We start from the raw sequence: 25,211 nt of genomic DNA on the forward strand, positions 1-25,211 counted from the left end.
GCGATGCGGCGCTGCCGCGTCAGGCGCCCAGGTGTTCCGTGCGACCTTCGCGCTGCGGCAGTTCCAGCACGTTGCTGCCGGCGGCGCGCACGCTTTCCTGTTCGTTCTCGTGCACGCAGACGCGGTTGCGGCCCAGGTGCTTGGCCCGGTACAGCTGCTTGTCGGCATGCGACAGCAGCTTGGCCAGGCTGTAGCCGGACTGCATGCTGGAGGTCACACCGAAGCTGCCGGTGATGGCGAAGACATGCCCGGTCTCGCGGGTCTCGATCTGCGCCAGGCGCACGCGGCAGTCTTCGGCCACGCGGGCGGCGGCGCGCAGGTCGCAACCGTACATGAGGATGGCGAATTCCTCGCCACCCAGGCGGCCGAGTACGTCGATGCGGCGGCAAAAGCCCTTGCTGGCTTCGGCCACTTCCTTGAGCGCCCAGTCGCCGGTGCCATGGCCGAAACGGTCGTTGATGTTCTTGAAGTGGTCGAGGTCGAACATGATCAGCGCGGCCTGTTCGCCATTGCGGGCGCACTCGGCCAGCGCGCGCTCGGCACGCAGCGTGAAGTGGTGGCGGTTGCAGATACCGGTCAGCGCGTCGGTTTCGGCCATCTTCTTCAGCGACAGCTGCACGCGCTTGATCTTGAACGCCCAGTAGCCGATGGAGGCGACCAGCAGCACCAGCAGGATGACGATCAGCCGCGTATTCTGCGCGGCCTGCTGATCGACCTTGCGCTGCAGCTGCAGGACCTGGTTCTCTTGGTCGAGCACACTGATCTGCTGGGATTTCTGCAGGGTTTCCTGACGGACGATCTGGTAGGCCAACTCGCGGGCTTTTACCTCGTTGAGGTATGCCTTGTCGGCTTCGGCATAGCTCTGATAAGCACTCAACGCTTCTCTTATATCGCCATTGCGCTCTGCGACATCGTAAAGCGTCCGGTATGCCTTAACCAATGGAAGCGCACTGGTAACACTCGCGCTCTGGCTCAGGACCCCGCGTGCGTAGCTCTCAGCAGCAGAAAGATCTCCTTTCTCCAACGCCTGCTCCGCGAGAAACGCCTTTGCCTCGGCGATCAGGTGCGGATACTTGGCTCGTTCGATCTCATTGAGATGCCTCTCAATGAGATTGATCGCACGCTCAGCTTCTCCTGCCTCCACCCACTTCCGCGCTAGCGCAATGCGGATAAAGTTCGCAGCCGCGAACTCCTTTTGCCTAATGCAATGATCGATTTCGTCATTGATCTGACCGTCATCGGACGACAGAAGGCCAAGGAACTGACGACTCTCAATCTGTACCTGAGAGGCCAGGCAGCGGGTGCGGCCATCGGGCGAATCTTTCTGGATGCGATCAGCATAGTCCAGCGCCTGCCGATATTGACCAATCTGTTGGTTCAGCACTGCCGCCACACCCAGTCCCTGATGACGAATCTCCCTGGAGTGAACTGCAGGGAGCTGCTGCATCGCTTTCTCGAGCTGGCGCAAGCCTTCAGTAAACTGCCTGTCCAATGCATAAGCGTTGACAGTAAGGAGCGTTGCGCGCAAGCCTAGCTCAGAGTCCTTGGTCTTCTCTCCCAAGGCTTTGGCTACTCCGATGCCGGCTTCCGCCCTGCCTTCAAAGATCAGACCGTACGCTTTCAAATAAGCGATACGGTCCTTTTGATACTCGTCTGCAGCTTCGGCCTGCGCCTCAAGCTGCCCAAGGATTCGTTGGAAGGATTTTGGATCGGAACTGCGAGCCGCCTCAGCCTTCGCGATGAGCGTGTCTAGCGATCCTGCGGCATAAGCCGAGCCAACAGAGAGCGACGCCACCAAAGCGCCGAGCAACCAGTAACCCTTCCAATGCGCAGACATAGCCCTACTCCCTTGATCTACTGCCTCCAGCGAAAGTTCACTCTTCCGCCGGGTTGTCTTCCTCAGGTACGTCGCCTTCCAGCGGCTGATCGTCTTCCTTGCTGGGCTGCTGATCCGGTGCCCAGATCATGCACATCATTTTGCTTCGACCACCCAGCACGCCCGAGATTGCAGCGCTATCCATGCCTCTCAGCGCAACAGCCTGTTCTTCCCCAATTCCCAACGCCCTGATAGCGGCGTCGTAATCTGAAGCAGTCATGTGGCGCGCCGACGAGTTCTGACCAATGGATTCAATGAAACGAATAACTGCTGACACGACTCCCCCTAGAAATTGGCATTGACGAGCTCCCGCTCCCCAAGCGGGGCAACCCATTGCCGCAAGATAACCTCTTTTCAAGTCACGCTCTACAAGTTTACGGGCTTGAAATCGTTTTCAGGCCTCCAGCTCCTTGAGCCTGGACGCCACCTCGGGATTTAGCTCCATCGGGCGGGATGGGGGAACGACCAACGTTGTCTGGCCCCCTAAATCGGCGTCAACCAGCTCATTGAGGGGGATCGACTCAATCCGGGGAGGAGCAAGTGGCAGAGTAGCGGCCTCATACATCGTAACGAGATGATCGCTTGGGTAATCGCTCGACAGGATCTCGAGCAGGATTTTGCGATGGGCGGCGCCAGTGCCTAGGCGTGACAGCGTGGAGTCCCCTGCGACCCCTACCTGCCAAAGCACCAGAAATGCCGTCGGATCAATCTTCCGGCGATACATCATGAACTGGCTGGCTTCGTAGTGCTGGCAACCATACGTTCCGGGATCGATCCCCAGGTCGGCGTACAGGCAGTCCTCGGCCGATACAGCTGCTTCCATGACGGCGTCGAACCCTTCGCTGCGCGCTCGATCAATGGCGCGGTGCGGGACACAAGCGAAAACGCCTGGGTGGCCATAAAACGCACCACAGACCCGACGCCCTGCACGCACGAGCTCCAACATGGCATCAACCATCTGCTCGTAGGATTCGTTGCGGGACTTACCCTCGGCGTAGTAGGGCTGCAAGCTGCGCACGTCATCGTGCATCTGCTGCACCCACAGTTCTACGAGCGGATCAGAAGCAGCAACAAACACCGTGTCCGCCTCTTCAATGAAACTCCTCGCCCTGGGAGCCAGGTGAGCCCCCATCGTCATCCCAAGCCCCACACACGCCAAGCTGCCTGACTTCACTTCAGCATCCCCTGTATTCCAATCTTCAATCGCGATCGCGCCGCCACCTAATCCAATCCTGGGAGATGATCCCTCCCTGGACCCGCATGAAGCCACTACGTTCCATCAATCGCTCCCATCCGACATTCCGTGCGCGTTGACGAGCCTCTACTCGGGCGACACCCAGCGTACAGAAACCGTACTCCGTGATTGCCTGTATCACGTGTTTTCCCACGCCTCGTCCCTGCCATTCCGGCAACAACATCATTCCGACCTCGGCGCTTGAGGCGCTTGCCATAAGCGAAGCGATGCCTACATCCCGCGCCTGGTTGGACAGGGAAACACTCCATATCCAATAGGTTGGATCAGAGGACTCGGTCAACCTGCATACAGCGCTAAAGCGCAAGCGCGCAGTGTCCGCATCCACCACTGCGGACACATGCCGCATCGTCTCAACCGAAGCATGAAGGCGGAGATACAGATCTTCGTCTTGGACGCAAATAGGGTGCAGTCGGACCGGTCCTGCGGTCAGAATCGGGGCCGTCATTTCTACCCATTCACAGCTGGGCGCGGAGACGCAGCGCGCCTACACCCCATCGAAGTTCGGTACAAACGTCTCACCCCACCAGCCCCCGCGCCCACCTCACGATCGCCTCCGCCGACATCGCCCCGCTCTGCCGGGCGAGTTCGCGGCCGCCCTGCAGCAGCACCATCGTCGGGATGCTGCGGATGCCGAAGCGGTTGCCCAGTCCCGGGCAGGCTTCCGTGTCCACCTTGGCCAGCCGCATCGCGGGCTCCAGCACGCCCGCCGCCTGCTGGAAGTGTGGGGCCATCTGCAGGCAGGGCCCGCACCACGGCGCCCAGAAATCCACCAGCAACGGCAGCGTGCTGCGCAGGGCGTGGCGGTCGAAGTCCGCCTCGCCCAGCGCCAGCGGCAGGCCGGTGAACAAGGGATGGTGGCAGCGCCCGCAGTTGGGTGTCTCGACCAGCCGCGCCGGCGGCACACGGTTCATCGCCGCGCAGTGCGGGCAGGCGATCAGGTGGGCGTCGGCGCTCATGCAGGCATCCTAACGCCCGCGCGTCCGGCGCGTCACCGCACCACGTGCCAGACCACCTGCCGCCCCGCCAGATAGACCACCCTCCGGCCATCGAACACGGCCATCTGCTCCAGCTTGACCTGCACGTCCTGCCCGCCCCACTCCGGGACGCGCGCCTTCACGTTGCCCTCGATGGCGTAGACCGTATCGGCATGCAGCGGCCAGTCGCCCTGCCCCGCGGTGGATCCCTGGTTGTCCCACATGCCGATGGTCGGCCCCGGCGCGTGGCCCACGAACCCCACCGGATGCGAGTAGGTCGCCGCGCGCAGTCCCAGGCGGGCGACCTCGCGCTGCGTCGCCGCCAGGATTTCGTTGCCCGTGCGGCCGGCGACGAACTGGCTGGTCAGCGCGTCCTGCCAGCGGTTGCCCTGTGCCAGCGCCGCAAGAAGCCCAGCGGGCGCCCCCGCTTCCCCCGCACGCGCCACGTAGGCCATTTCCTGCGTATCGGTGCAGAGCTTGAGGTAGCACAGCCCCACATCGGTGTGCAGCACATCGCCGGGCTGGATCACGCCTTCTTCGCCACAGAACGGCGCATCGTCGGCGCACGCCGTGCCCGCCCGCTGCAGGTTCACGTCCGGCATGAACCACGGCACCAGCCCCAACGACTCGAAGCGTTCCCGGATGTACCAGGCCACATCGTCCGTGGTGGTGACACCGGGCGTGATGACCCGGCCCGAGAACGCCTCGGCGATGACGCCGCGTGCGAGCGACACGATATGCGGGTAGGCGGCCAGCTCTGCCGCGGTGCGGGTCTCCATCCAGCGCACCACCAGCGTCTCCGCCGGCACGAGCCTGGCCTGCAGCGTGGCCGGCAGCACCGACAGCAGGCGTTCGTGCAGCGCATGCGTCAGGCCATCGGCGACCGCCCACTCGCCAGAAACGTTGATGCCGATCCTGCGCGGATCGCGCGCGGTGATCAGCGTGCCCAGCGCGCGCCACTGCGCGTCGAGGTCCCCGCCGGACCACGCCGTTTCGTAGGGTGCGCCGAACGGATACCGGTTGATGGACAGCCGCTGCACGCTGCCATCCGGCTGCCGGTGGAACACCAGCATCGTGGTCCGGCGCGCCGCATGGGCCGGCTGCGGCACCAGCGTGAAGTACACCGGGTCTTCCGCGTACTCGCGCGCGATCACCACCCACATGTCGAGGTCGGCGTCACGCATCAAGCGGGGCAGCAGGGTGTCGAGCCGCTCGCGGAGCATGCGGTTCTCCGGCTCCACGCGGTCCCGCAGCGGCAGCACTGCCCCCACGCCGATCCCGTCCCGTCCCTGCTCCGGCATCGATGCGGCATGTCCGCAGGGCGCCGACGCCAGACCGGCCAGCAGCAGGAGCAGGAAGATCGCAGCGCGCATGCAGGAAGCCTCCGACGGAAGGGCCATGACGCTAGCCGCCCCACGATGATCGCGTCAACGCTGCCCGGGCGGTTCATGCCGCACTGCGATGCGGGACTACACTCCGGTCACGCGGACGCGTCCCGATGCGGGACCCGGAGGTGGGCGATGTGGACGAAGTGGCTCGGCACCCTGCTGCTGGCGTCGTCGGCCCTGTCCGCGCTGGCCCAAGCCGCCCCACCCCCTGCTCCCGCCGACGTGCTGGCGCTACCGGAGCCGCTGAAGCGGCAGTTCCGCGAACAGGTCCTCGATCACACCCGCCTGCCGCATGCCCGGCTCGAGCGGATGGTCGACTTCCTCTTCAGCCCCGGGGGGCTGGGCATGAGCTACCACGCCGACGCCAACCACACCGTGGCCGAGGCCTACGCCACGCGCCAGGCCAACTGCATGAGCTTCACCCTGCTGACGGTGGCGCTGGCGCGGGAGGCCGGGCTCGATGCCTACGCGCAGCAGGTGGACGAAACCCTGGCATGGCGGCAGGACCACAACATTCTCTACCGCACCCAGCACGTCAATGCCGGCGTACGCATCCGCGAACGACGCTTCACGGTGGATGTCGCCTGGAACGAGGTGATCACCCGCAAGCCACCGGAACCGATCCGCGACAACCGCCTCATCGCCCACTACTACAACAACCGCGCGGCGGCGCTGCTCGAACATGGCGCGCTGGACGATGCCCTGCGCCATGCGGAGATCGCCCTGACCCTGGACCCCGGTTACGCCACCAGTTGGAGCAACATCGGCGTGATGTACCTGCGCGACGGCGATGGAGCGCGCGCGGAGCGGGCCTACCGGCACGCACTCGACCTCGACGCCGACAACCCTGGCGCGCTGTTCAACCTGGTCACGTTCTACCAGCGTGCGGGCAACGTGGAAGCCGCACGTCCTTTGCAGAAGCGACTGGATGCCGCGCAGGCCCGCGACCCGTTCCACCATTTCCTGCTGGCCGCGGGCTTCGAGCGCGACGGCAACCTGGTGCGCGCTGCCGCGCACTACCGCAAGGCCATCCAGTTGTACGACGGCGAGCACCGCTTCCACTTCGGCCTCGCCCGCGTGTATTTCCTGCAGGGCGACCACCGGCGCGCAGGAAAGGCGCTGGCGCGCGCAGGCGAACTCAGCCAGGGCGATACCCGTGCGCTTTACCAGGCCAAGCTGGACACGCTGCGCAGGCAGGGCGATACCCGTGCGCTTTACCAGGCCAAGCTGGACACGCTGCGCAGGCAGGGCGACTAGGCTGCGGCGCAGCGGCGAGGGACCACGCCCGGAAGCATGGCCCCGTGCATCGGGCTTATTTCAACTTCAATTCGCGGATCAGATTGCTGCCCAGGATCTGGCGCATCTTGCCGCGGTCGGCGTAGGCCGTGTTGGCCTGCGCGGTGTTCTGCCCGGTCACCTTGCTGGAAACCGCTTCGGAGCGGTCGCGCAGGCCATCGAAGGCCGCCATGTCGGGGTAGACCACGGTCAGGTAGACGTCCGGGTCTTCCGGCCGGCGCGCCTGTGTCGAATAGATCGCATAGCCGAGGATGATGCCGGCCTCCTTCTGCGCTTCCATGACCCGCTTGTACTGGCCCTGCAGGTGCTTCATGTAGTTGTCGAACTGGCCATCCATGATCTTCACCGCCGTGACCTCCATGACCGGCCCTTCGGTATAGCTGCGCTCCTGCGCCAACAGCGGGAAGGACAGCGCGCACAGCACCAGCGCGCACAGCACCAGCGCCCACAGCAACGGCAAGCGTTTCATGTCGGATTCCTCGTTCGATGATCGCCGGATGATTCCGGGTGCCCACCTGAACGCGTCACGGTGCGGCACTACGGCCATGCAGGGGCGGGAATACGCGCCCGACCGACGAACGCACGACATGGCGACCCCGTATTACACACGCTGCTGTCGAAGCACCGGCCTGCCCCGGCGCGCGGGAAGGCTAGCCCGCGAGCGACCACTCACCCAGGCGCGCGTAGTCGGCCTCCCCCTCGATGCTCTGCAGGAGGTGCACGCCCTGCGGGTGCAGCACCATCGGCGGCACGTCCACCGGGGCGGTGCGCGGCGGCACGTAGGCCAGCGTCAGGTGCGGCACGAAGCTGCGCCCGACGTGCTGCTTGAAGCCCGCACGCAGCAGCCGCTGCTGAAGGTTGCGCCAGAACGCGACCGTCGCGGGCGACGGGTGCAATGCCGCCAGCGTCAGCGCCGGATTCTTCGGATTGCCCAGGCACAGCAGGTGGTCGAGGGTGATGCCGAGGGGTTCCGGCTGCCAATCCTGCATGGCGTTGCGCGCGGTGGCGATCATGTCCTCGCGCGGCCCATCGCTCTCGCAAAGGAAATGCAGGGTCAGGTGGTAGCGCTCCGGTCGTACCCAGTGCGCCTGCGGATACGCCGCCTTCAGGTCCTCGGCACGGTGCCGCAGCGCTTCGCATTCGCCCGCGGAAGGCACCAGAGCAAAGAACAGGCGATGCAGCCGACCCGGTTGCGGGCCGCCGAACAGGTCGCCTTGCGGAGTGGAAGCGGAGCGGGATGACATGGCGCGCGGGCGTGGAACAACCGCCTCATCATCGGCGCGAGGACCGGATGATGCAAGCCTGCAACGCCCTGCCAGGGAAGGCAGGAGCGCTGGCTCCTGCCTTCCTGCAACGTCACCGGATCACCAGATCCGCACGCGCTCCTGCGGCGCGATGTACAGCGGGTCGCCCTGCTTGACGCCGAAGGCGTCGTACCACGCGTCGATGTTGCGCAGCGGGGCGAAGGCGCGGATGTGGCCCGGCGAATGCGTGCCGTTGACCAGTTGCTGGCGCAGGGCATCGTCGCGCCACAGCGTGCGCCACACCTGGCCCCAGCCCATGAAGAAACGCTGGTCGCCGGTGAAGCCGTCGATCACCGGCGCCGGCTTGCCGTCCAGTGAACGGTGATAGGCCTCCAGCGCAATGGTCAGGCCGCCCAGGTCACCGATGTTCTCGCCCATCGCCACCCGGCCGTTGATGTGCATGCCGGGCAGTTGCGGGAACGTGTAGGCCTCGTACTGTGCGCCCAGCCTGGCGGCCTGCACCTCGAACTTGGCCGCGTCCTCGGCTGTCCACCAGTCGCGCAGCACGCCCTTGCCATCCGACTTGCGGCCCTGGTCGTCGAAGCCGTGGATGATCTCGTGGCCGATCACGCCACCGATGCCGCCGTAGTTCACCGCCGGATCGGCGTCCGGATCGAAGAACGGCGGTTGCAGGATGGCCGCCGGGAACACGATCTCGTTCTTCACCGAGTTGTAGTAGGCGTTCACCGTCTGCGGGGTCATGCCCCACTCGCCCTTGTCCACCGGCTGGCCCACGCGCTTGCGACGGTAATCCCACTCGAACTGCCCGGCGCGCAGCGCGTTGCCGAACAGGTCGCCGTTCTTCACCACCAGCGCGCTGTAGTCGCGGTACGTGTCAGGGTGGCCGATCTTCAGGCCGAACCCTTGCAGCTTGGCGTGCGCCTCCGCCTTGGTGGCCGGGCTCATCCACGCCAGCGCATCCAGGCGCGCGCCCATCGCCGCCTTCACGTTGGCCACCAGCGCGTCCATCTTCGCCTTCGCATCGGGCGGGAAATACAGCTTCACATAGTCGCGGCCGATCGCCTCGCCCATCGCACTTTCGGAGAACGCGACGCCGCGCTTCCAGCGCTCGCGCTGCTGCGGCTGGCCGGACAGGAACTTGTCGCGGAATTCGTACTGCGCCACCGAGAAGTCGGACGACAGCAACGGAGCCGCGTTGTCGGTCACATGGAACGCCTGCCAGGCCTGCAGCGTGGCGACATCGGCATCGGCGAAGATCGCGGCGATCTTCGGGATGGCGCTGTCCTGGCGGATCACCGCACGGCCCGCGCCGTCCACGCCGGCCGCCTTGAAGAATTCCGCCCACGGGAAGCCGGGTGACTTCGTCGCGAACTCGGCCATCGCCAACGGGTTGTAGGTCTTGTCGCGGTTGCGGCTTTCGGCACGCGTCCAGTGCGCCTCGGCGATGCGGGTTTCAAGCGCCAGGATCGCTTTCGCGTTCTCCTGCGGCCTGTCCCAGCCGGCCAGCTGCAGCATCTGGGCGATATAGGCCTCGTAGCGCTCGCGCTGCGGCTTGAAGGTGTCGCGCAGGTACATCTCGCGGTCTCCCAGGCCCAGGCCGCCCTGGCTCAGGTAGAGCGTGTAGCGGTCGGGATCGCGCTGGTCATCACTGACGCCGAGGTTGAAGAAGCTGTCGAACATCCCACCGCGCTGACCCATCAGCGTGGCCACGGCCGCCTTGTCCTTCGCAGCGCGGATGTCGGCCAGCAGCGGTTGCAGTGGCTTGGCACCCAGTGCATCCACGGTCTTCTCATCCATGAACCCCCGGTACAGCGCGGCGATCTTGGCAGGGTCGCCCTGCGTGGCCGGATCACCCAGCGCATAGCCTTCGATCAACACCCGCAGGCGCGCCTCGGACAGGTCGCGCAGGATCGCGAAGCCACCGTAGCTGGAACGTTCCGCCGGAATCTCGGTGGTGTCGGCCCACGTGCCGCTGACGTAACGGAAGAAGTCCGTGCCCGGCTGTGCCTTGCGGTCCATGCCGTCGGTGTCGATGCCCCATTCGCCGAACCGCCTGGCCGCGATGGTCGAACCGGTGGCGGATGTGCCCGCACTTCCGGATTCGGCGAACAATGCCTGCAGCGTGCAGCCGTCATCCAGGCAGCCATCGTGTTCGTGCGCGGCAAGGGGTCCGGCAAGGGACAGGGCCAGCAAGGTCGCGGTGGTCAGCAGGGTCTTCTTCAAAAGCGTTCTCCGGAAACAGGACAGGTGCCCGCGTCGCGCGCGGGCGTGCCCGGGAGGATACCCACCGCCTCCGGCCCGCCGACCGTGCCAAAAGGTAGTGGCGGGGTCTGGCCGGGGGTTCCGCCCCCGCTCCACGCCGGGAAAAAGACGAAGCCCGGCCAAGGCCGGGCTTCGCGTGAGTGGCGACGATGACGCGCCGGAAAGCGGCGTCAGCGCGGTGCGTCGCCGCTATTGGCGCATCGCCGTCCGCAACGACGGGTGGCATCGCCGGCCACCGTGCCGTCATCCGGCACGAACCCGCCGCTGGAGGGCTGCCCATACGACAGACGCAGGCCAATGCTGCTGCCCTGCGTGCTGTTGCTGGCCTGTTCGTGGCCGAACAGCAGCGACAGCAGCCACCCCTGCCGCAGCTTCACGTCCAGGCCCGCCGACAACGCCAGTGCGTCGTCGTTGTAGCTCTGCATGTCCAGGCGATAGTCGGTGGGATGCGGCCACACGACATAGTTCATCGCCGCCTCGCCCTTGTCCTCCAGCGCCTGGCGATATTCCAGGCTCCAGAACGGACGGTAGCGCCCGTCGTCACCACCGAAGCGGTAGCTGCCTTCCACGCCCAGCGCCACCGTGCTGTTCTCCACCACCTGGCGCCGGTAGGCCAGGTCGTAGATGTCCATCCCGTACTCGCGATACGCCTCCAGCGTGGTGCGGCTGGCATCGAAGCGGCCGTACGTGGTCAGCGCCATGCGTTCACCGTGGTGCTCGTAGCCGAAGGCCAGCGAACCGAACCACTGCTTGCCGTCGCGCACCGCCGTGCCCATCGCCCCGGCATCGTCGCTCCAGCGGCGGATGTCGAAGTCCAGGCGTCCGGCGGCCAGCATGCCGTCCACGAACACATGCTCGCCTGCACGCCACAAGCCATACAGCGCCAGCGAACGCTGGTCGGCTTTCAGGCGCGAGGCGGTGCCGTCCAGATCGCTGTCATTGCGCGCCAGACTGCCGGCCACACCGACCAGCACCTGTTCGCCGATCGCGCGGTCCGCGCCCAGCGTGAGGCCATCGGTCTGGAAGTCGTATCCGCCCACCCGACCGCTCTTGCCGAACGAGGCCGTGCCGGATGCCCATGCGCCCCAACCCTGCGGCAACGCCGGCAGGCTGCCGCCTGTGGCCTGGCCCACGGGCACTGAAAGCCCCTGGCGGTCTTCGGCACCGGCATAGGCCAGCGTGACGTTGTTGCTGGAACCGTTCGCGCCGCTGCGTACCTGGCGCAGGCGGTCGCGGATGTTCGACTGCTGCGCGTTCGCAAAGCGCACGCTCGCATCCACCTGCGCCTGCAGCAGGCCGACCACGCCCGGGTCCCGGGTCGGATCGGGGCGCACGTCCACCTGCAGGCGCATCTCCACGCTGGCCGCGGCATAGCTGCCCGCAGCCGCCTGGGTGGCCGTGATGACGGTCGTGCCTTCCGCATGCAGCGTCACCGTGCGGCCGCTGATGCTGGCCACCTCCGGATCGCTGCTGGTGAAGGTGAAGGCACCGCTGCTGGGGCTCTGCGGATTCACCAGGTCGAAGGCAGGCTCGCCGAACACCTTGCGCAGTTCTTCCGGCCACACGAGCGTCGGCACGGCGGCCGCGATGTCCACGTCCAGCCGCACCTGCGGCGCGGCTTCGTGGTTCGCATCACCGGCCTGGTCGGCGGTCAGGCTGCAGCGCCCGGCCGCCAGCATGGTGACGGTCGCACCAGTCACCTGGCAGACCTGTGCCGTGGTGCTCGCGAACACCACCGGATTGCCGGAGGCGCCACCGCTGGCCACAAGCGCGAACGTACCGTTCGGCGAGAACACCGGCGTGGCCGGATTCGCACTGAAGCCGGTGATCGCCTGCAGCGCCTGCGCCACGACCAGCTCATACGCCTGCGCCCCCGTGAAGCCGTTCGCATCACGCGCCTCCACCGTGAAAGAGAAGCGTCCCGACGCGTTCGGCGTTCCCGACAGCACGCCCGCCGCACTCAACGCGACGCCCTGCGGCAGGCTGCCTGCCGTCACCGCGTAGGTATACGGCGCGGTGCCGCCCGTTACCGCCAGGGTCTGGTTGAACGCACCGGCATGCGTCGCCTGCGGCAACGCGGGCAGCGCGAACGCGATCTGCGGCGCCACCACCTGCAGCGTGTACTGCTGCTGCGCCGTGAAGGGACCGATGCCCGTACTGCTGTCGGTCACCTGCACCGTCAACGTGAAGCTGCCCGCCACCGTCGGCGTGCCGGTGATGCGTCCGTCCGTGCCCAGGCTCAATCCGCTTGGCAACGCACCGCCGACAAGCTGGAACGTGTAAGGCGACGCACCGCCACTGGCGATCAGCGCATGGATGTATCCGCTGCCGCCGACACCGCTGGCCGGGTTCGTCGTATCCAGCGCCAACGTCGGCGGGGTCACGTCGATGGTCACCGTCGCGGGCGCCGTGGTCTGGTACGCATCGCTGGCGGTGTAGGTGAAGCTGTCCGGACCGGCGAAACCCGGCGTCGGCTGGTAAGTGATCGTGGTGCCACTGACGATGGCGGTACCGTGCGCCGGTGCAGTGCCCACGGCCACCGATGTCGCGGTACCCGTGATCGCAAGCGTCACCTGCGTGGCAGGCGCGCCGTAGGGCAGCGACGTACTGACCGGACCCGCGTCGAGCGCCGGCGCAGGCGTCACCGCATTCGATGCCGCCGATGCCGACCCCGTGCCCGCGCCGTTCGTCGCGGTGACAGTGAACGTGTAAGTGGTTCCCGCCGACAGCCCCGTGAAGCGGACAGGACTGGACGCACCGGTCACCGTCGCCCCACCGGGCTGCGCGGTGACCGTATAGCCAGTGATCGCCACTCCCCCTGTGCTGGCGGGTGCGGTGAATGCGATATCCACTTCGCCCGCAGACGCCATCGTGGCTGTACCGATGGTCGGCGCACCCGGCACCACCGGATTGACGGTGAACGAACGGGTGACCTGCGGGGCGGGGAGGTAACTGCCATTGCCCGCCTGGTCGGCGTTGATGGTGCAGGTTCCCGCCGTGACGAACGTCAGTGCGCCGCCCGTCGTGATCGTGCAGACCCCGGTCGTGGACGAGGTGAACGTCGGCGTCAGTCCGGAGTCCGACGTCGCGGTGAACGTCGGCGTGGTGCCGAAATTCTGCGCGCCGGGATTGGCGAACGTGATGGTCTGCGTCGCCGCCGGCGTGATGCTGTTGGACGCCATCGACGCAGGACCGGTACCCGCCACGTTGTCCGCGGTCACCGTGAACGTATAGGGCTGTCCGTTGGTCAGGCCGGTGACGACGATCGGCGACGACGCGCCGTTTATCGGCGCCACATCGGCCGGGCTTACGGTCACCGTGTAACTGGTGATTGCCGATCCGCCGATGTTCAGCGGCGCGGTGAACGCGACACTCGCCTGGGTGTCGCCTGCGATCGCCGTGCCGATCGTCGGTGCACCCGGCACCACGGGAATGACGGTGAACGACCGGCTGACCTGCGGCGCCGGCAGGTAGCTGCTGTCCCCCGCCTGGTCGGCATTGATGGTGCAGGTGCCGGCGGCGATGAAGGTCAGCACACCCCCGGACGTGATCGTGCAGACGCCGGTGGTGGATGACGTGAACGTCACGGCCAGACCCGACGTGGAAGACGCACCGCCCCCCAGGACCGACAGGTTCGGCGATGTCCCGAAGTTCTGCGTGCCCGGATTGCCGAAGGTGATCGTCTGCGGCGACGCAGGCGTGATGCTGTTCGATGCGGCCGAGGCGGCACCGGTGCCGGCGGAATTGGTCGCGGTCACGGTGAACGTGTACGCCACGCCATTGGTCAGGCCGGTCACCGTGATCGGCGAACTCGAGCCGGTACCGGTTGCTCCGCCGGGATTCGCCGTGACCGTATAGCCGCCGGCGATGATCGCGGCACCGCCGATGGAGGCCGGAGCGGTGAACGTCACAGTGGCCTGGGTGTCGCCCGCCGTCGCGGTACCGATGGTCGGCGCCCCGGGCACCACCGCGTTGACCGTGAACGTCCGGGTCACCGTGGTCGCCGCGTTCCACGCGGCGTCGCCCGCCTGGTCGGCGTCGATGGTGCAGCTGCCGGCGGTAACGAAGGTCAGCGTGCCGCCGGACGTGATGGTGCAGACGCCGGTGGTGGACGAACTGAACGTCGGCGTGAGGCCGGAGGTCGCGCTGGCGGTCAACGTCGGCGCGGTGCCGAAGTTCTGCGCACCGGGGTTGGTGAAGGTGATGGTCTGGCTGCCCTTGGGCGTGGCTGCGTTCGAGGCGCCCGACGCCACGCTCGTTCCAATGGCGTTGGTGGCGGTGACCGTGAAGGTATACGCCGTGCCGTTGCTGAGTCCGGTCACGGTGGCCGTGCAGGCAGCCGGACCCGCACAGGTGCCGAACGCGCCACCGGGACTGGCCGTCGCCGTGTACGTGGTGATGGCGGAACCGCCATTGCTGCCCGGTGCGGTGAAGGTCACGCTGACCTGGCCGTCACCCGCCGTGGCGGTGCCGATGGTCGGTGCGGCCGGTGCGGTGGGAATGGCGACGGTATGGGTCGATCCGCTGGTGAACGCCGCCGGCCCGCTGTTGCCGGCCGCATCCGCGATGTTGGTGGAGCCGTTGAGATTCACTTCCAGGGTGCCGTTGCCGGCAATGCCGCTCACGGTGACGTCGATCGAGGTACCGCTGCTGGCGGAGACGGCGCTGATCGTGCCCGTGGCCGAACCGGTCGTGCCCAGGGAGAAGTCGTCGATCGAGACGTTGCTGACCGCTTCGTTGAACGCCACCGTGAAGGTCACGCTGGTGGCGGTGGCTGCGGGCGAACCGCTCACCGTGATGGCCGTGACGACGGGGGGCGCACCATCCACCACCAGCGCCCTGTTGGCCCCCAGTGATCCCGCCGTACCCGGAACGGCCAGCGCCAGCGTGGCGTTGTTGGCGGCGGCATCCTGGATCGTGCCGCCGTTCAGCGCGAGCGAATTCGTCGACACGTAATCGAGGTCGCTGCTGACATCGCCCGATTGCACGGCATAGTTGAACGTCAACGTGCCGGTGCCACTGCCGCTGACGTAGTTGACTGCGCGATCGGTACTGCCCGTCTCCAGCGTCAGCTGCGGCGTACCGGTGACTGTCACCGCTTCGGTGAAGCTGATCTGCAGGCTGATCGTGGACCCGAGTGCGTACGTGCCGTCCGGCGTGGACGAAGTGACCGAGGTGACCGAGGGCACCACGCCATCGATCACCAGGTTCTTGTTCGCGCCAAGCGAGCCGGCCGCACCCGGCGATGGCAGCGTCAAGATGGCGTTGTTGCTGGCCGCATCGCGGATCGTGCCGCCATTCAGCGCAAGCGCCGTGGGCGAGGTGTAGTCCAGGTCAGCCGTGGTGTCGCCGGCCTGCACGGTGTAGATAAAGATCAGCGTGCTGCTGCTGCCGTTGCCGCTGATGTAATTGACGATGCGATCGGTCGAACCGGTCTCGATCGTCAGCTGCGGGGTTCCGGTGACGGTGACGTTTTCGCTGAAAGTCACCTCAAGACTGATGACATCGCCCACGTTGTACGTGCCGTTGGCCGTACTGGAAGTGATCGAGCTGACGGTGGGAGGCGTGGTGTCGGGCGGCACGGCGGGATCGATGACGATGTTGTTCATCGAGTGCCAGCTGCCAACACCCCCGTTCTCGCCGCCCGCGGAGGTGAACATCCTGACGTCGTCCACGTACGAGAACGCTGCCCCCAACGAGACCGTCTGCGGCATGGGGTTGGGATCGTATCCCTGGAAGGTCATGGAGGCCACCTGGACACCGTCCCGGTAGCCCACGACGGTATTCGTCATGGGCGACGTCTCGCCCCAGCTGTAATAGCGGAACGACGTCAGCTTGAATTCACTGCCATCCGCGGAGCGGACCGCCATGCCCTTGGTGATTCCGAGTGCGCCATCATCGAAGGTGAGGGCCGAATACCCCGAGTCTTCACTATTGAGGAAGGCATTCGGTCGCCAGTGGATCACGCCGACATTGCTTCCATTGACGTTGCTGATGTTGTAGATCTGGATGGACAGCCCGACGATATCGCCCGACCCGCCTTCACCGTCGGCGGCAATGCCGTCTCCGAGGCCGGCATCGTTTGTGAACGTCAACGTCTCCGCCATTGCGGCAGGGATCGCCATCGCGCTACTGGCGAACACGCCCAGCAGGAACACGCGCGCGAACAGACGTACACGGCGCGTGGCGCCGGAAAGGATAGGCATGTCGAGTCCCCGGAAACGTGAATGCGTGATGCGTACATCGACCAGCGACACGCCGACAGACGGTCGCCCCCCTCTTGGCCGTGCATGCCAGCCCTCCTCGCGGATGGACTTCCCCGGCATACCCGAATGAGCAGTGTCCCTGGCGACGCCATGGCCAACGCTGATGCGGCATGGTAGCCGCGTAACGCCACTTACTCCAGTGACCGCGACGCCGTCTCCGGTCCCGTCGCCGATGCAAGCCCCGTACCAACGACCCCTAACCCGTCACGCGTGGCAGCGGCCCCTCCGATGGCGGCATCAGGTGGCGTGGCAGCGAGATGGTGAAGACACACCCGATGCCCGGCACGTCGCGCACGCTCAGCTGCCCCTGGTTGGCCTCCACACTGCGCTGCGAGATCGACAACCCCAGCCCCAGGCCGCTCTGGTCCGCGCTCTCCTGCACGAAAGGCTGGAACAGGGCGGCGCCATCGCCGGAAGGCAGCCCGCCGCAGCGGTCCTCCACGTCGATCAGGATGCGGTCGGCGAGCGCGTAGGCGTTCAACGTGATCTCGCTGCCTGGCGCAGAGAACTTGAAGGCGTTCTGCAGCAGATTGCCGGTTGCCGACAGCAACAGGTCGCGGTCGACATCGATGGCCAGCACAGGATCCACCTCGGACACGACCAGTACGCATCCCCGGACCGTGGCCTCCAGCGAGGCCGACAGCCTGATCTCGGCGATGAAATCCGCCAACGAGTACAGCCGCTTCTGCACCGGCGTGCCGGCCGCCATCCGCACCTCGGCCAGCGAACGATCGATCAGGCTTCCCAGCCCGGCCAGGGCGCGATCCAGGATGCCGGCCGTCGCACCGGACATGCCCACGCTGCCTTCCTTGATGATCGACAGCGCCAGCGTCGCCGTGCACAGCTGGTTGCGCAACTCGTGCGCGAAGAATCCCAGCCGCTCGTTCAACGCCAGGGCCTGCCTGTCGGACTGCACGATCTCGTTCTGGTAGCCGAATTCCGTCACCGCGTGCGCGATGGCATTGTCCAGGCAACGGTTGAGCGTGCGGAACTCATCGGTCTCGATCACCGCGCCCCGCTCGAAGGCGAGATCGGAAATCGCCTGGCACAGGTCGCCATAGTCGTGCACCACCTGGTCGACGGTGAACCCGTGCGTCAGCAGTTCGCGGCCATGCAGTGCCGCCGACTCACTGATCTCCGACAGGGCGGGACGACCGCCGCCCGAGGGTCCCGATACCTTGCGGCTGCGCATCGGCTCGGCGCCCTCCTCCACCTGCAGCGTCTTGATCAACTGGTCCAGGAAAACCGTCACGCCGTGATCCAGTTCCTGGCCGGGCACGCCCGTAGCGGATCGCAGCGCGACCTTGCCACGGCAGCGCGCAATCAGTTCGGCGCGGTTGTCACTGAGGAACCGATGCATCATCCCTCGACCTTACGCGCCTTTTGCCGGTACAGAGGGGTCTTTTGCGCGCATTCGCAGCCGTCCATCGGGCAATCCGGCCTTTTCCGGCCTGACGGCCTGCTTTCCCCATAACTACACGCGTTACTCATCCCTCCACGTGCACGGTGCACGTCCGGCCGTCGGCCGGAGGAGACCTGCCATGACATTCCATCCCAAGCCGCCCGCCCGCCACGACACCTCCAGGGCGATACCCGCGCCTGCCACACCATCAACCCCACCCCGCACTCTTCCCAAGGATCATGGGAAGGGCCAATTGCCCAATCCCGGCAAACGCTCCTGATCGCAGGGCACCAAGGGCACGAAGTACGGGAAGGACGGCTCGGCCGCGAATGCGGTCGAGCGAACGCGGAGCCCCCGCCCATCTCCGCTCGAAGCGATGGGCCTCGCCCTCAGTCCGTCCGCAGGCGTTTCTCGAACCAGTGATGCGCGTAAGGGTTGTCGTTATAGGCGGGGATCTCGATGTAGCCGTTGCGGTCATACAACGCCCGTGCTTCCACCAGGCTGCTGTTGGTGTCCAATCGCAACGTGTGCAGTCCCATTGCCACCGCGTGCGCCTCCAGCGCATCCAGCACCCGCTGCGCGATGCCCAGCCCGCGCGCATCCGGTGCCACCCACATGCGCTTGATTTCGCCCATGCCGCCGGCGATCCGCTTCAATCCCCCGCACCCGACCGCCGCGCCCTCCAGCCGCGCGACCACGAAGGCGCCACGGGGCGGCACCAGTTCGCCGGGATCGGCCGACACGCTGCGGGCGGCGTCGAAACCGCCTTCGAAGCGCGCATCGAGTTCATCCAGATAGGCCTGGATGCACGCCTGCGCTTCGACACTGGCCGGATCCTCCAGCGCGATCTCCGCCGCGGACGCACGCATGAGGCGCTCCACTTCATCCATCGCCTCGACCAACCGTTCGCGCTGCCGCGCCGACAAGGGCGCCAGCAGGGAATCCGCCAACGCGCGCGAATCCCGATCGAGCGCATCCACCTCGCGCCGCCCTTTCGCGGTCAGGACCACATGCCGCCTGCGTGCATCGACGGGCGATGCCTGTACCCGCACAAGCCCCTGCGCCTCGAGCGCACGCAACAACCGGCTCGCATAGCCGGAGTCCAATCCGAGGCGTGCACGCAGGTCGCGCACATCCGCCCCCGCATGCCCTGTTTCGAACAGCAGGCGCGACTCGGCCAACGGGCGGCCGTGCCCGAGGTAGTCGTCAGTGAGCACCCCGATGCGGCGGGTGACGGTGCGGTTGAAGCGGCGGACCCGCTGGATCTGGTTCTCGTTCATTGCCTGACTTTAGTCAGGTATTCAAGCGGAAGCAACCGCGGTACGCATGACCGGCTCAGGCCGGCTCCCGCCCCGCCTCGCCGCGCGGATCTTCGCCCAGGGGGTACGCGGTCCGCAGGGGCTGGCCGTTGGCGCTGAAGAACAGGCCCGGCGCTTGCCCGCGCAGCCTTGCCGCCGTGATGCCCATGGCAATGCGGGCTCCGGCCGCCAGGAAAGCAAGCGGCGTGCGACGCACCTCGCCGACGGCACTGTCGGAGTTCAACACCACGTGGCCCGGCGGGCCGAATGCGGCATCGACGTCGGTCTCCGGCACCAGGCATGCGGCAACCACGCCCACGTAGGCGACTTTCCCGTCGCGCGGCGTATTGGCCAGCGGCGTACGGCAACACGCCGCGTACCAGCGCAACAGCCCGCCTTCGCGCAGGCACAGGCCGGCGATGTGCTCCTCGCCCGCCGTGAAACGCACCGCCAGCGGGTTCATCGCCACGATGTCGGTACCGCCCTGCGCATCCATCACGCCGGGTTGCCCGAGGTGACGCGCGTAGGTCCGGCAATCCCCGCAGTAGCACGTTGCACGCGCATACGCCCGACGGGCATCCACCGTGCCCTGCACCTGCCCGCAGCGGCAACGCAGCTCCAGCGCCATCGACGCACCTCCGCTTCAAGACATCTGCGGACAGGGATAACGCACGCGGTATGAGTGCAGCGTCAAACCGGGCGTGCCTGCCTGACCCGCAGGCAAACCGGCGTTGCACGACGCGACATGAAGCGCAGGTGACGTATCTTCGCGCGCGCAGGCCGCTCCTCGCGATGCATGCTGTAGCATGCGTGCCGCGAGCCATCCGCTTGCTTCGCGCGTTCCGCACGGCCCCCGGCCCTCCGCTTCGCTCCCTTTCCCACGCGACGCATTCCCCACGACGGGATGGTTGCCCCCGGGAGCTTCCATGCCCTGCCCGCCACACCCTCGCCCCGTCGTTGCACATGCCATGCCTTTCCCCGCTGCAGCGTGCGCTGCCGGGGACCGGCCGCTGCAGGCCATGCCGTCATGACCTCGTGTTCGCGGTGCGACGCCGTCTGCTGCCGCCTGACCGTGGTCCTGCAACCGGAAGACCAGATTCCCTCGCATCTCACCACCCGTACCCCCGCCGGCCTGCATGTGATGGCGCGCGACGAGGAAGGCTGGTGCGTGGCACTCGATGGCGCGCGGATGAACTGCGGCATCTACCAGACCCGGCCGGACGTGTGTCGCCGCTTCGTCATGAGCGGACCCTACTGCCGTGCCGTGCGTACCGATTACCTGGACATGCGCAAGAAGGGCATCCCGCTGACGGTGGAGTGACGCCCGCTATGCCCGTTACGCGCCCTTGCTAGCGCAACTGGCTGTCCTTGCTGCCCCGCCGGTTGTAGAGGCCGGCACCCTGCTCTTCCTGGTCGGCCGCCTCCTGGCATACCACGCACAGGCGCACGCCCGGCACCGCCTGCTGGCGGGCAACCGGGATCGGCTTTTCGCATTCTTCGCAGTGGGTCAGGCTCGGCCCCTTCGGCAGCGCGCGGCGCGCGCGTTCGATGCCGTCCTTCACGGTCGCATCGATCTGTTCCTGCACGGCGCCATCGCCGGCCCATCCGGTTGCCATGGTCATGTCCTCGCTTCGCACTGCTGCCCGGACAGCTTACGCCCGGCGACCACAGCGGTTTTCACGAACAGGAATGGGGCCGCGACGGGTGGAATTCAATCCTGCGCCAGTGCGTATCCGATCGCCGCCACCACCGCCGCCACCTGCGCATCGTTGCACTGCTGCGGCGTCGCCTTCGGACTGTCGGGATAGACCTCGGTGATGGTGGTATAGCGAGCGTCGGTGATGCCGGTGCACAGGCCCAGCGACTTCACCGGGTACTGGATGACACCCTCGGCCACCACCGGCGAACCGATGATCTCGCCATTGTCGTCGGCCGGGGCGATATGGGTGACGGCTGCCACCGCCGCGATCACGGCGCGCTGGAAATCGGGCTGCGGATTCGCACTGTCGTCCACGAGGTAGAAGCCGTCCGGAATCTCCCCGGGTTCGAACGGCTTCCCGTCGCGCGCGGCAAGTGCAGGACGGAACTCGCTCTCATCGCTGTCGGTGGTTTCGTGAAGGTCGATGTGCATCAATACGCGGTCCTTTACCGGCGCAACCAGCGCGATCAACGCGGCGGATTCCTGCGCAGGACTGTCCGCACGGAACGAACGGTTCGGATCGAGCGCATCGGCGTTCCAGCGATGGATGCGTTCGTAGCCCCACGGGCTGACGCACGGCACCACCAGCAGGTTCGCCTTGCCGGCATAGTCGGCGGCACACTCGTCGAGGAACTGCAGCGCGCCATGCACGCCGCTGGTCTCGTAGCCGTGCACGCCGCCGGTGACCAGCATCGTGGGCAGCGCCTCGCTCCAGTCGCGGCTGCGTACCGCCAACAGCGGATAGACCTCGCCCGGACCGTAGTCCAGCGTGCCGTACTGCTGCACATCGAAGCGTCCGCGCAGCCGATCGATCACCGTCACCACATCATCCGCATGACGGCGTTGCACGCGCTGCTGCGCGCGCCATGCGGCTTTCTCCGCCGCGCCCCAGGGTGTACCGGGTGTGCCGATGGGATGGAAGCGGGCGGGCGTGTTCATGGCGATGGCGGGGCCGGGAATCCGAGGGGTCGGCACTATACCAGCGGGTGCGGCAAGGCTTCCGGAGAGGTCGCGGACTATCGCCCACGGGTCGGCGGGGGCGAAAATCCCGCTCCTGCGATCACAACGCGCTTCAGGACTCCGCTCCATGCCCCACTACACCGGCCCCCTGCTCACCCGCGATACCGCTGCTGCCCTGCTGGCGGCGCGCGACCGCGGCGACACCGTGTGGCATGGTTCGCTGGACCTGGGACGTACGCTGGCGGACGCACGGCTGGAGGCCCGGACATGGCAGTGGCGCGACGCGGCGTATCCCTATCCCGATCGGCTCAAGGACCGCACGCTGTACTACTGGGACGGCGAGGATTTCTCGCCAATCTCGCGCTATACGGGCTCGCTGATCAAGCTGGTGCCCACCGAGTGGGGCGTGCCCACGTTCGAGATCGATGGCATCAAGATGCTGCCGACCTCGAAGGAATCGCCGCTGGACGATGCCCGGCGCAAAGTCGCACTGGTGGAACCTGGGGGCAAGGTGGTGCTGGATACGTGCGGCGGCCTGGGCTACTTCGCGGCGTGCTGCCTGGCCGCCGGCGCCGCACGCATCCTGTCGTTCGAGAAGAACGCCAACGTACTCTGGCTGCGGACCCTCAATCCCTGGTCACCGGATCCGGACGCACCCGGGCACGATGGGCGCCTGCAACTGACCCATGCCGACGTCTCGCAGGCCATCACACAGGTGGCGGATGCCTCCGTCGACGCCGTGCTGCACGACCCGCCGCGTTTCGGTATCGCCGGCGAGCTGTATTCGCAGGCCTTCTACGACCAGCTTGCGCGCGTGCTGCGTCGCGGCGGCAAGCTGTTCCACTACACCGGCACGCCCAACAAGCTCACCAGCGGGCGCGACGTGCCCGGCGAGGTGGCGAAGCGGCTGGAGAAGGCCGGCTTCAAGGCGCAGCGGGCGCTGGACGGCGTGGTCGCCATGCGCCGCTGACCGACCCTCGGCCGACCTTCACGCCGGCTGAGCGCGGCGGGGCGCACAACAGCGCCACCGCCATGCCCGGGAGGGGCCACCATGCAACGCACCACGCTACTGTCCGTCGCCGCATCCGCCCTGCTGCTCGCAGGCCCCGCGCTCGCCCAGGACACGCCGCCGGCGATGACGCCCGAGATGCACGCCATGATGGAGGCCTACCAGAAGGCCGGCACGCCGGGCATGGAACACGGCAGGCTGGCTTCGATGGCCGGCACCTACGACCTGGTCGTGAAGAGCTGGCACGCACCCGGCGCGCCACCCAGCACCGACGCCGGCACTGCGACACGCAGGATGATCCTCGGCAACCGCGTGATGCTGGAGGAGGTGACGTCGCAGATGATGGGACAGCCGTTCTCCGGCCAGGGCCTGCATGGGTTCGACAACGTCACCGGCAAGCACTGGGGCACGTGGAACGACAGCATGAGCACGGGCCTCATGGTCAGCGAAGGTACCTGCGATGCCCAACTGACCTGCACCTACACCGGCACCCACAACGACCCGGTGACGAAGAAACCCCAGAGCAGCCGCATGACCACGCGCTGGACCGACAAGAACACGGAAGTGTTCGAGATGTACGGCCCCGGCCCTGACGGCAAGGAAACGAAGATGATGGAGATCACCTACAAGCGGCGGCCGTAGCCGCTGCGCGCGCGATCAGGCGTGCACAGCCTGGCCGGCATCCGCCAGATTGTTGCGTCGCCACGCCGCTGGGGGCTGCCCGTATTCGCGCCGGAACGCGCGAATGAAGGACGTGTCGTTCTGGTAGCCCACCTCTTCGGCCACCCGTGACAGCGGCGCATTGCTGCGGCGTAGCAGGTTGGCCGCCATCAGCATCCGCCACTGCGTCAGGTACTGCATCGGCGACGTGCCGACCAGGTGCTGGAACCGCTCGGCCAGTACCGAACGCGAGGTGCCGGCGACCCGCGCCAGGTCGGCGAGGGTCCACTCGCGACAGGGCTGCTGGTGCAACGCGTTGAGCGCCTTGCCGACGACGCGGTCGCCAAGGCCCGCCAGCCAGCCCGCATGACCTTCATGCTGGTGCACGTAACGGCGCAGCACTTCGATGAACAGCAATTCCGCGAGCCGGGACAGCAGGCTCGCACCGCCAGGTCGCGGCGTGCGCGCCTCGGCCAGCGCGTAACGCACGGACGATTCGAGCCATGCGCCGGCATCGGAATCACGCAAGCTGATGCGCACGACCGGCGGCAGGCCGTCCAGCAGCAATCGCGCCAGTCGCGTATCGCAGGCCAGGTAGCCGCAGACGATGCGTGTGGGCGCGCCGCCGCCGCCGTAGGCGAGCCGGCGCGGGCGACTGGCGAACAGCTTCTTCAGGTCGGCCGCGCCGCGCGGCGGCGGCAGGCCCGGCGCCGACGTCATGCGGTGCGCGCTGCCGCCCGGGAACATCACCACGTCGCCTTCGTGCACCTCCATCGGTGGCGCACCGTCCATTTCCACCCGGCATCCGCCCTCGGTGATCAGGTGGAAGATCACCACCTGCTCCGCGGTCGGGTCCAGCCAGGGCGCCGCCAGCGAAGCTTTCGGCGACTGGTAGCACCAGGGCGCACTGAAGCGGGCGTTGACGAAGAACGCACCGGACATCTGCACCACGCGCAGGATTTCGGACAGCGCGTCCATGTTCAGTCCGCCGGCCGGCCTGCGACCGACACCGCCACCCGGATCGGCGGCGGGCCGGACAGCGCGCCCTGCATCGGCGAGCGGCGCAGGCCCTCGGCCACGAGCGCGTTCAAGCGCACCGCGTCGACACCCGGTGCGTGCAGCACGACCTCCACCTGCATCGACGCCGGACCCGCGTCGACCGGCATGCCCTCCACATCGCGCATGCCCAGCAACCCGCGCGCATCGGAGCGACTGCCGACTTCCACTTCCAGCCGCTCCAGCGCCACGCCCTGCTCGGCTGCGACCATCGCGATCGCCGTGGTCGCGCACGCGGCGATACCGGCACGGAAGAACCAGCCCGGCGACGGCCGGTCGCCGGTGCCACCGAGTTCCACCGGCATGTCGGATTCGACCGTTGCCCCGGTGGCGTGCGTGGTCACCACCCGCGTGTCGTCCTGCCAGCGCGCACGCGCGCTCACGTCGTCATGCAGCCCCTTGTCGGGACGGCGGGTGAACACGCTGACGGCGCGCTGCATCGCATCGGCGATGTCTCGTGGATTGCTCATGGCCAGGGGGATTCCATCGGACGGCAGGGGCGGCCGGATTCTGAGCGCAACAACGCGTCCCGGGGCGGCGCGCGG

The 25,211-nt window shown here is 67.0% G+C and carries 20 protein-coding genes; 4 read left to right on the forward strand and 16 right to left on the reverse strand.

Features of this window, described 5'->3' with window-relative positions; genetic code table 11:
- Nucleotides 1-19: 19 nt before the first annotated feature.
- The 5 genes from WBN46_RS00905 to WBN46_RS00925 all read right to left on the reverse strand — a co-directional run bounded on the left by WBN46_RS00905 (nt 20) and on the right by WBN46_RS00925 (nt 5,478).
- Complete coding sequence (locus WBN46_RS00905; protein WP_337729918.1) at nt 20-1,837, reverse strand: diguanylate cyclase; 1,818 nt, start codon at nt 1,835-1,837, stop codon at nt 20-22.
- Between the two features lie 37 nt (nt 1,838-1,874).
- Entirely contained in the window at nt 1,875-2,153 is a 279-nt protein-coding gene (locus tag WBN46_RS00910; RefSeq protein WP_192201020.1) for a hypothetical protein, read from the reverse strand.
- A 117-nt stretch (nt 2,154-2,270) separates the two neighbouring features.
- A complete protein-coding gene (locus tag WBN46_RS00915) occupies nt 2,271-3,050 on the reverse strand; it encodes an SAM-dependent methyltransferase (RefSeq protein WP_337729919.1) in 780 nt (259 codons plus the stop codon).
- A gap of 596 nt (nt 3,051-3,646) precedes the next feature.
- Complete coding sequence (gene trxC / locus WBN46_RS00920) at nt 3,647-4,087, reverse strand: thioredoxin TrxC (protein WP_192201017.1); 441 nt, start codon at nt 4,085-4,087, stop codon at nt 3,647-3,649.
- 32 nt (nt 4,088-4,119) lie between these two features.
- Complete coding sequence (locus WBN46_RS00925) at nt 4,120-5,478, reverse strand: M24 family metallopeptidase (protein ID WP_337729920.1); 1,359 nt, start codon at nt 5,476-5,478, stop codon at nt 4,120-4,122.
- 147 nt (nt 5,479-5,625) lie between these two features.
- Between WBN46_RS00925 and WBN46_RS00930 the strand changes: the two genes are divergently transcribed.
- Nucleotides 5,626-6,750, forward strand: a complete 1,125-nt coding sequence (locus WBN46_RS00930; protein ID WP_337729921.1) for a tetratricopeptide repeat protein — start codon at nt 5,626-5,628, stop codon at nt 6,748-6,750.
- 55 nt (nt 6,751-6,805) lie between these two features.
- Here the strand turns inward: WBN46_RS00930 and WBN46_RS00935 are convergent, their stop codons facing one another.
- The 7 genes from WBN46_RS00935 to WBN46_RS00965 form a co-directional block, all read right to left on the reverse strand.
- The gene (locus tag WBN46_RS00935) at nt 6,806-7,258 is read right to left on the reverse strand and encodes a hypothetical protein (RefSeq protein ID WP_337729922.1); all 453 of its coding nucleotides are present in this window, start codon (nt 7,256-7,258) and stop codon (nt 6,806-6,808) included.
- A 181-nt stretch (nt 7,259-7,439) separates the two neighbouring features.
- Nucleotides 7,440-8,033 carry a 2'-5' RNA ligase family protein gene (locus WBN46_RS00940; protein ID WP_337729923.1) on the reverse strand — a complete coding sequence of 198 codons (594 nt, stop codon included), beginning with the start codon at nt 8,031-8,033 and terminating at the stop codon, nt 7,440-7,442.
- A 120-nt stretch (nt 8,034-8,153) separates the two neighbouring features.
- Entirely contained in the window at nt 8,154-10,277 is a 2,124-nt protein-coding gene (locus WBN46_RS00945; RefSeq protein ID WP_337729924.1) for a M13-type metalloendopeptidase, read from the reverse strand.
- A 209-nt stretch (nt 10,278-10,486) separates the two neighbouring features.
- Nucleotides 10,487-16,522 carry an autotransporter domain-containing protein gene (locus WBN46_RS00950; protein ID WP_337729925.1) on the reverse strand — a complete coding sequence of 2,012 codons (6,036 nt, stop codon included), beginning with the start codon at nt 16,520-16,522 and terminating at the stop codon, nt 10,487-10,489.
- A 256-nt stretch (nt 16,523-16,778) separates the two neighbouring features.
- Nucleotides 16,779-17,945 carry a HAMP domain-containing sensor histidine kinase gene (locus tag WBN46_RS00955; protein WP_337729926.1) on the reverse strand — a complete coding sequence of 389 codons (1,167 nt, stop codon included), beginning with the start codon at nt 17,943-17,945 and terminating at the stop codon, nt 16,779-16,781.
- Nucleotides 17,946-18,373: 428 nt separating this feature from the next.
- Nucleotides 18,374-19,264, reverse strand: coding sequence for a helix-turn-helix domain-containing GNAT family N-acetyltransferase (locus WBN46_RS00960; protein ID WP_337729927.1), 891 nt, complete (start codon nt 19,262-19,264; stop codon nt 18,374-18,376).
- 55 nt (nt 19,265-19,319) lie between these two features.
- On the reverse strand, nt 19,320-19,910 hold the full coding sequence (locus WBN46_RS00965) for a DUF6151 family protein (protein WP_337729928.1): 591 nt from the start codon (nt 19,908-19,910) through the stop codon (nt 19,320-19,322).
- A gap of 399 nt (nt 19,911-20,309) precedes the next feature.
- On the opposite strand from WBN46_RS00965, the gene WBN46_RS00970 reads away from it, so the two are divergent.
- Nucleotides 20,310-20,603, forward strand: a complete 294-nt coding sequence (locus WBN46_RS00970) for a YkgJ family cysteine cluster protein (protein WP_337729929.1) — start codon at nt 20,310-20,312, stop codon at nt 20,601-20,603.
- Nucleotides 20,604-20,631: 28 nt separating this feature from the next.
- On the opposite strand, the gene WBN46_RS00975 is transcribed toward WBN46_RS00970, so the two are convergent.
- Nucleotides 20,632-20,898: a DksA/TraR family C4-type zinc finger protein gene (locus WBN46_RS00975; protein WP_337729930.1), complete on the reverse strand. Its 267-nt coding sequence runs from the start codon at nt 20,896-20,898 to the stop codon at nt 20,632-20,634.
- Between the two features lie 95 nt (nt 20,899-20,993).
- Nucleotides 20,994-21,920, reverse strand: coding sequence for a M14 family metallocarboxypeptidase (locus WBN46_RS00980; protein ID WP_337729931.1), 927 nt, complete (start codon nt 21,918-21,920; stop codon nt 20,994-20,996).
- Nucleotides 21,921-22,068: 148 nt separating this feature from the next.
- Here WBN46_RS00980 and WBN46_RS00985 point away from each other — a divergent pair, with 148 nt between their 5' ends.
- A complete protein-coding gene (locus WBN46_RS00985) occupies nt 22,069-22,911 on the forward strand; it encodes an MnmC family methyltransferase (protein WP_337729932.1) in 843 nt (280 codons plus the stop codon).
- A gap of 81 nt (nt 22,912-22,992) precedes the next feature.
- Entirely contained in the window at nt 22,993-23,592 is a 600-nt protein-coding gene (locus WBN46_RS00990) for a DUF1579 domain-containing protein (protein WP_337729933.1), read from the forward strand.
- Nucleotides 23,593-23,607: 15 nt separating this feature from the next.
- Here the strand turns inward: WBN46_RS00990 and WBN46_RS00995 are convergent, their stop codons facing one another.
- Both WBN46_RS00995 and WBN46_RS01000 read right to left on the reverse strand, forming a co-directional pair.
- Nucleotides 23,608-24,588, reverse strand: a complete 981-nt coding sequence (locus WBN46_RS00995) for an AraC family transcriptional regulator (protein WP_337729934.1) — start codon at nt 24,586-24,588, stop codon at nt 23,608-23,610.
- Nucleotides 24,589-24,590: 2 nt separating this feature from the next.
- Nucleotides 24,591-25,136, reverse strand: a complete 546-nt coding sequence (locus WBN46_RS01000; protein WP_337729935.1) for an OsmC family protein — start codon at nt 25,134-25,136, stop codon at nt 24,591-24,593.
- Nucleotides 25,137-25,211: the final 75 nt, after the last annotated feature.

Source organism: Pseudoxanthomonas sp. CCNWLW251 (assembly GCF_037402255.1).
Classification (GTDB): Bacteria; Pseudomonadota; Gammaproteobacteria; order Xanthomonadales; family Xanthomonadaceae; genus Pseudoxanthomonas_A.

Coding starts and splice junctions, on each gene's coding strand:
- trxC (WP_192201017.1), bottom strand. CDS start 4,087: ATGAGCGCCGACGCCCACCTGATCGCCTGCCCGCACTGCGCGGCGATG.
- WBN46_RS00935 (WP_337729922.1), bottom strand. CDS start 7,258: ATGAAACGCTTGCCGTTGCTGTGGGCGCTGGTGCTGTGCGCGCTGGTG.
- WBN46_RS00975 (WP_337729930.1), bottom strand. CDS start 20,898: ATGGCAACCGGATGGGCCGGCGATGGCGCCGTGCAGGAACAGATCGAT.
- WBN46_RS00960 (WP_337729927.1), bottom strand. CDS start 19,264: ATGAACGAGAACCAGATCCAGCGGGTCCGCCGCTTCAACCGCACCGTC.
- WBN46_RS00990 (WP_337729933.1), top strand. CDS start 22,993: ATGCAACGCACCACGCTACTGTCCGTCGCCGCATCCGCCCTGCTGCTC.
- WBN46_RS00950 (WP_337729925.1), bottom strand. CDS start 16,522: ATGCCTATCCTTTCCGGCGCCACGCGCCGTGTACGTCTGTTCGCGCGC.
- WBN46_RS00930 (WP_337729921.1), top strand. CDS start 5,626: ATGTGGACGAAGTGGCTCGGCACCCTGCTGCTGGCGTCGTCGGCCCTG.
- WBN46_RS00955 (WP_337729926.1), bottom strand. CDS start 17,945: ATGATGCATCGGTTCCTCAGTGACAACCGCGCCGAACTGATTGCGCGC.
- WBN46_RS00905 (WP_337729918.1), bottom strand. CDS start 1,837: ATGTCTGCGCATTGGAAGGGTTACTGGTTGCTCGGCGCTTTGGTGGCG.
- WBN46_RS00980 (WP_337729931.1), bottom strand. CDS start 21,920: ATGAACACGCCCGCCCGCTTCCATCCCATCGGCACACCCGGTACACCC.
- WBN46_RS00970 (WP_337729929.1), top strand. CDS start 20,310: ATGACCTCGTGTTCGCGGTGCGACGCCGTCTGCTGCCGCCTGACCGTG.
- WBN46_RS00925 (WP_337729920.1), bottom strand. CDS start 5,478: ATGCGCGCTGCGATCTTCCTGCTCCTGCTGCTGGCCGGTCTGGCGTCG.
- WBN46_RS00995 (WP_337729934.1), bottom strand. CDS start 24,588: ATGGACGCGCTGTCCGAAATCCTGCGCGTGGTGCAGATGTCCGGTGCG.
- WBN46_RS00985 (WP_337729932.1), top strand. CDS start 22,069: ATGCCCCACTACACCGGCCCCCTGCTCACCCGCGATACCGCTGCTGCC.
- WBN46_RS01000 (WP_337729935.1), bottom strand. CDS start 25,136: ATGAGCAATCCACGAGACATCGCCGATGCGATGCAGCGCGCCGTCAGC.
- WBN46_RS00965 (WP_337729928.1), bottom strand. CDS start 19,910: ATGGCGCTGGAGCTGCGTTGCCGCTGCGGGCAGGTGCAGGGCACGGTG.
- WBN46_RS00940 (WP_337729923.1), bottom strand. CDS start 8,033: ATGTCATCCCGCTCCGCTTCCACTCCGCAAGGCGACCTGTTCGGCGGC.